Origin of the sequence: Streptomyces sp. CBMA29 (assembly GCF_014596445.1) — a bacterium.
Classification (GTDB): Bacteria; Actinomycetota; Actinomycetes; order Streptomycetales; family Streptomycetaceae; genus Actinacidiphila.
The window spans coordinates 1-6,045 of sequence record NZ_MECL01000016.1 but is presented as its reverse complement, the minus strand read 5'-3'; the positions used below and the strand labels follow the sequence as shown (position 1 = coordinate 6,045).

The 6,045-nt window shown below is 74.4% G+C and carries 3 protein-coding genes; 2 read left to right on the top strand and 1 reads right to left on the bottom strand.

Annotation, left to right across the window (positions count from 1 at the left end):
* On the bottom strand, positions 1 to 723 hold a 723-nt coding region (locus BGM09_RS02810; RefSeq protein WP_188279758.1), incomplete at its 3' end, for an FHA domain-containing protein.
* Between the two features lie 723 nt (positions 724 to 1,446).
* On the opposite strand from BGM09_RS02810, the gene BGM09_RS02805 reads away from it, so the two are divergent.
* Positions 1,447 to 3,135, top strand: coding sequence for a serine/threonine-protein kinase (locus BGM09_RS02805; RefSeq protein ID WP_188279757.1), 1,689 nt, complete (start codon positions 1,447 to 1,449; stop codon positions 3,133 to 3,135).
* Positions 3,136 to 4,884: 1,749 nt separating this feature from the next.
* Positions 4,885 to 6,045 (top strand): serine/threonine-protein kinase (locus tag BGM09_RS02800; RefSeq protein WP_188279756.1); only part of this gene is annotated, 1,161 nt, incomplete at its 3' end.

The window sequence follows — 6,045 nt, the reverse complement described above, 5'->3', positions numbered from 1 at the left end:
GACCGGGAGCGGGGCGGAGGGCTCGCGCAGCGAGACGCGCAGGTGCCCGTCGGCGTCGGGCTCGGCGGCGAGCGCGGAGGGCCCGGCGGGGCTTCCGGACTCCAGGCGGAGCGTCGATTCGCCGATCCGGAGCAGGGCGCCCGGGGGCAGCGCGAGGGGGCGGGGGCCGACGGGCTGCCCGGCGAGGGTGGTGCCGTTGGTCGAGTCGAGGTCGGCGACGGTGATGAGCCCGTCCGCGCCGAAGGCGACCTCGCAGTGAAGACGGGAGACGTCCGGGTCGTCGAGCGGGACGTCGGCGTCGCCCGAGCGGCCGATCCTGGCCTGGCCGCCCTGGAGCAGGTGCACACCGCCCGCGTCGGGGCCGCCGACCACATGCAGCCTGGCCGTCTCGGCGGGCGGCTGCCCGTACTGCCCGAACCGGCCGTACTGACCGTGGTCCGCGACATGGCCGCCACGCTGCTCGGCGGGCGCGTGCAGCGAGAGCAGGGCGCCGTCCACCAGGGGCGGCACGCCCAGCGGCGTGGTCGGCGCGAGCCGCAGCGTCCCGGCGAAGAGCGCGACGGACGACCCCGCGGACCTGCCCGGCTGCCCGGACCCGGCCGCGGAGGCGAGGGCGCCGGCCACCGCGCCCAGCGTGGTCCCCGCGGGCGCCGTGATGAGCACGTCACAGGCACGCACGGCCCGACCGCTGCGCGGCCCGAGGACGGTCAGCCGGATCTGCATCTCGTCCGCGCTCCCCTTCTGCCCTGACCCGCGGCGGGAAGTCCCCTCCCCGGCCGCGCGCGGGCGCGTCGATACGTACAAGCACGAGCGGTGGAGCCCCCGTTGCCCCATCCGGACCGTACGGGTGCATCCTCCCACCCGCCACTGACACCCCGTCCCCGGTCCCGCCCCCAGTGATCTTGAAAGTACGGCAGATGATCATCCCGCGACGGAAACCGTCCGGAAAGAGCGCCGCATCCGACCGGAAAGCCGCCGCTTGCGGCCGATCGCCGCCACAAACCGGGCGCGGGTCCCCGTACCCGATTCACCGCCCGCCACGGCACATGCCGGTGACACCACGTGACGCAACCAACAGCCCGCTCCTCGCGTCCTAGGTCGGACAACTGTTCTCGGACGTTCCCGGGCGTTCCGGGACCATCCGCGGGCTGTCGGCGGGCTGTCGTCCGGCCGACGGCGGGTCGTGGGCTGGCCGACGGAGGGGGTGTGGACGGGACACCGGGCACGGCACGGAAGGCCGGACGGAAGGCGGCACGGGCCGATTCCCGTGGCGCGGCCAGGACGCGGGCCCGCCCGGCGGCACTACGCTGGGCCGGAATCAGGGCGAGCCCGCCATGAGTACGGCCATGAGTACGACCACGAGCACCGCCGCGAGCACGCGAGCACGCGGGCACAGGCACCGCGCATGGTCAGGGCGGACACACTACGGAGCAGGGAGCGCATGACGTGCGGCCGGTAGGCAGCAAGTACCTCCTGGAGGAACCGCTGGGACGCGGCGCCACGGGCACCGTCTGGCGTGGCCAGGTGCGCGGCGAGCAGGGCAGTGCCGTCGCCGTCAAGGTGCTCAAGGAAGAGCTGGCCGGCGACCCGGACGTGGTGATGCGCTTCCTGCGCGAGCGTTCCGTGCTGGTCCGGCTGCGCCACCCGCACATCGTCCGGGTCCGCGACCTGGTGGTCGAGGGCGATCTGCTCGCCCTGGTGATGGACCTGATCGACGGCCCCGACCTGCACCGCTACCTGCGTGAGAACGGGCCGTTCAGCCCGGTCGGCGCCGCGCTGCTCACCGCGGCCGTCGCCGACGCGCTCGCCGCCAGCCACGCCGACGGCGTCGTGCACCGCGACCTCAAGCCGGCCAATGTGCTGCTCGCCACGGTCACCGGCGAGGACGGCAATCCGCAGATGCACCCGATGCTGACCGACTTCGGCATCGCGCGGCTCGCGGACTCGCCGGGCCTCACCCGTACCCACGAATTCGTCGGCACCCCCGCGTACATCGCGCCGGAGTCCGCGCAGGGCCGCCCGCAGACCTCGGCCGTGGACGTCTACGGCGCGGGCATCCTGCTGTACGAGCTGGTCACCGGGCGTCCGCCGTTCCGCGGCGACAGCGCCATCGAAGTGCTCCAGGCGCACCTCAACCAGGAGCCGCGCCGCCCCACGACCGTGCCGGAACCGCTGTGGACGGTGATAGAGCGCTGCCTGCGCAAGGAGCCGGGGCAGCGGCCCAGCGCCGAGAACCTGGCCCGCGCGCTGCGCGTGGTCGCCGCGGGCATCGGCGTGCACTCCTCGCCTGCCGCGGCCGAGGCGGCCTTCGCCGTCGGCGGCCTCCTGGCGCCCGACGCGACGCCGACGCTGGTCCCCGGCACCGGCCAGGGCTCTGCCTCCGCCTCCGGAGACGCGGAGCCGACCCAGGTGCTGCCCTCCCGCCAGGGCGCGACGCCTTCCACCTACGACCCGAACGCCTCCACCACCGAACTGCCCGGCGACCCCGGCCCCGGCCCCGGCGGTGCCGCCGCCGAGGGCACCCGCGTCCTGCCGCCAATCCCGGACGAGGGCCCCGGCACCCCCCAGGGCCCGCACCCGTGGGAGTCCCAGCTCAGTGCCCTGCGGCACCGCAACGAGCAGACCGAGCTGCGCTATCTGTCCCCCGAACAGGACCCCCTGCGCCGCGAGCCGCGCCGCCGCCCCCAGCCCCAACCCCAACAGCCGCCGCGCCAGTCGCACCAGGGCCAGGGCCAGGGTCAGGGCCAGCAGGGCGGACAGGGCTACGCGCAGCCGTACCAGCAGCCCCAGCAACAGCGCCCTCAGCAGCGCCCTCAGCCTCAACAGCCGCGCTACCAACAGCCGCAGCCGCAACGCTACGAGCCCCAGCGCCCGCCCGCCCCCGCGCCCCAGCCCCGCCAACGCGAGCCCCGCCAGCGCAGCGCCAACCCCACGAAGATCCCGGGCCTCGGCTGCCTCAAGGGCTGCCTGACCGTCATCCTCGTGATCGTCGTCATCTTCGTCGTCGTCTGGTACACCACCCCCCTCCCCGACTGGGTCAACAGCACCCGCAACCTCTGGGACGCCTCCTCCGGCTGGGTCAGCACCGTCTACGACAAAATCTCCTCGATCACGGGCGACTCCAACGGCAACTAACGCGCTCCGCCCGGCGGTTGACAACGGTGCTCGCCGCGGAGAGCCCTCCGGGCAGGAGGTTAGGCGGTGGGGTTCGCCGCTCGGCGCGTCTGCGCGGGAGTGCACGGCGAGGTCAGCACTACGGGGTGGGGTTCGGCGCCTGGTGCGGTCCCGTTGCGCAAGGGGCTGCGCCCTTACGGCACGGTTGCGCAAGGGGGTTCGCCGCTGGGGTGCGTTTGCGCAGGGGGTTGCGCCGCGAGGTCAGCGCTACGGGCTGGGGTTCGCCGTTCGGTGTGGTTGCGGGGGAGGGTCCGCCGCTGGGGTGCCGTAAGGGCGCAGGGGCTGCGCCCTTACGGCACCGCTGCGCGGTGGGGTTCGCCGGTGGGGTGCGGTTGCGCTAGGGGCTGGGCCGCTGGGGTGCGTTTGCGTGAGGTGGGTTCGCCGGTAGCCAGCGAGCCAAAGGCGGCGCCGGTGTCGAAAGGGAGAACGCGCACAGTGACCGAGGAACGAGGGAGCGAGCACGATCGACCGTCGACACCGGATTTAAGCCGCCGGAGGCGAGAGGGCGGCAAAAAAGGGGAATGACGGTGAGTCTGCACAAGAGGGCTCCCACGCGCGGTGGGTTGACGGGAGAGGGTTCCCACCAGGCGGTGCGCCGACGTAAGAGGGCACCGTGCAGGGTGGGTTGACGGGAGAGGGTTCCCACGCGGGGTGCGCCGTGGGTGGTTGGCGTCTCCCGTGAGGCCCCCCGTGGGTGTGCTCCCGCTTGGGCCAGCTAAACGTGAGGTGGGTGCCCCCTGCCGCTGGCTCAGCGTTGGGGGTGACGGTGTGGGGGTGCCGTCCTGCGTGAGGTCACGGTGTGGGGGCGCCGTCTCGCGTACGCTCACCCCGCTCGGGTGCCGTCTCGTGTGAGCTGACCGTAGGTGCGAACCGCCTTGCGCCAACTCACCCCGCGTGGGAGCCCTCTCGTGTGAGCTCACCGTGGTGCGAACCGTCTCGCGCATGCTCACCCTGCGCGGGAACCGTCCTTCGTATGCTCACCGCGATCCCCCTTTTTTGCCGCCCTTCCGCCTCCGGGCGCTTAGACCCGGTGTCGACGGTCGATCGTGCTCGCTCCCTCGTTCCTCGGTCACTGTGCGCGTTCTCCCTTTCAACACCGGCGCGCCCTTCGGCTCCATGGCTACCGGCGAACCCTCCTGCGTAGCAGCGGGCTTGGGGCGCAGCCTCTTGCGTCGCGGCACCCCAGGGGCGCAGCCCCTCGCGCAGCCGGACCCCAGCGCCGAACCGCCCTGCGCAGCCGCACCCTGGCGCGTACCTCACCGAGTAGCCGGACCCCAGCGTCGAACCGCCCTGCGCAGCCGGACCCCAGCGGCCAGCCCCACCGCGCAGCGGTGCCGCAGCGGGTGCAGCCCCTTGCGCAACCAGCCCCCATCGGCGAACCCCCTGCGCACCCGCACCCGGAGAACCCCCCTGCGCACCCGCACCCGCCCCCGGCGCACCCCCTGAGCACCCGCACCCGCCCCCCGCACCCGCACCCGCACCCGCCCCCGCCGCCCCCGCACCCCCCCCGCCGCACCCCCTTGCGGTAGGGCGGCCCCCGCCGCCGCACCCTTGCACCCTTGGGGGGCTCACCTTGGGGATTTGTCGACTTCTGGAGGGTGATTTCTGTGGCGGAACGGCGCGTGAGGGGGCTGGCGTACCCCGAACGGCCCCTGATCCGCGTAGCTTTGTCGCCAACACGACGGACTGTCGGAGGAGTCGGAGCAAGCCTTGGCCAGGAAGATCGGCAGCCGGTACACCGCGCACCAGGTGCTCGGACGGGGGTCCGCGGGCACGGTGTGGCTCGGCGAGGGCCCCGAGGGCCCGGTCGCCATCAAGCTGCTGCGCGAGGACCTCGCCTCCGACCAGGACCTCGTCGGCCGCTTCGTGCAGGAGCGCACGGCGCTGCTCTCCCTGGACCATCCGCACATCGTCGGCATCCGCGACCTCGTGGTGGACGGCACCGACCTCGCCCTGGTGATGGACCTGGTCCGCGGCACCGACCTGCGCTCGCGGCTGGAACGCGAGCGGCGACTGGTGCCGGAGGCCGCCGTCGCGATCGCCGCGGATGTGGCCGACGGGCTGGCCGCCGCGCACGCGGCGGGCGTCGTCCACCGCGACGTGAAGCCGGAGAACGTGCTGCTGGACTCGGCCGTCGCCACCGGCCCCGGCGGCGCGCCGCCCGCGCTGCTCACCGACTTCGGCATCGCGCGGCTGGTCGACACCCCGCGCCGCACCCGTGCCACCCGGATCATCGGCACCCCCGACTACCTGGCCCCGGAGATCATCGAGGGCCTGCCGCCGCGCGCGTCGGTCGACATCTACGCGCTGGCCACCGTGCTGTACGAACTCCTCGCGGGATTCACGCCGTTCGGCGGCGGCCACCCCGGCGCGGTGCTGCGCCGGCACGTCACCGAGACCGTCGCGCCGCTGCCCGGTCTGACCGACGACCTGTGGCGGATCCTCGCCGCCTGCCTGGCCAAGGCGCCCGCCTCGCGGCTGACCGCGGGGGAGCTGGCCACCCGGCTGAGGGACCTGCTGCCGCACCTCGCGGGCCTGCCCGCGCTCGACGTCGCCGCCCCCGGCGCCGACGACGGCGGACCGGGCGCGGACGGCCAGGACGCGTACGACGACGGCTTCGCCGACCTGCCGCCCGGTGCCCCGGAACCGCCCCGCGGCCCCGGCGCCGACCGCCCGCGCGGCGCCGTACCGCTGGTCAGGGGCGCCGCGCCGGACTCCAGCCGCGACACCCACACCAGCATCAAGCTGCCCACGGCGGAGGAACTGGCCGGTTACGGCGCCGCCTCCCGCAACGGCAAGGGCAGCAAGGCCGCCCGCGACAGCCAGCGCCGCGCCTCGGCGCCGGGCCGCCCGGCCAGCCCCCGGCACCGC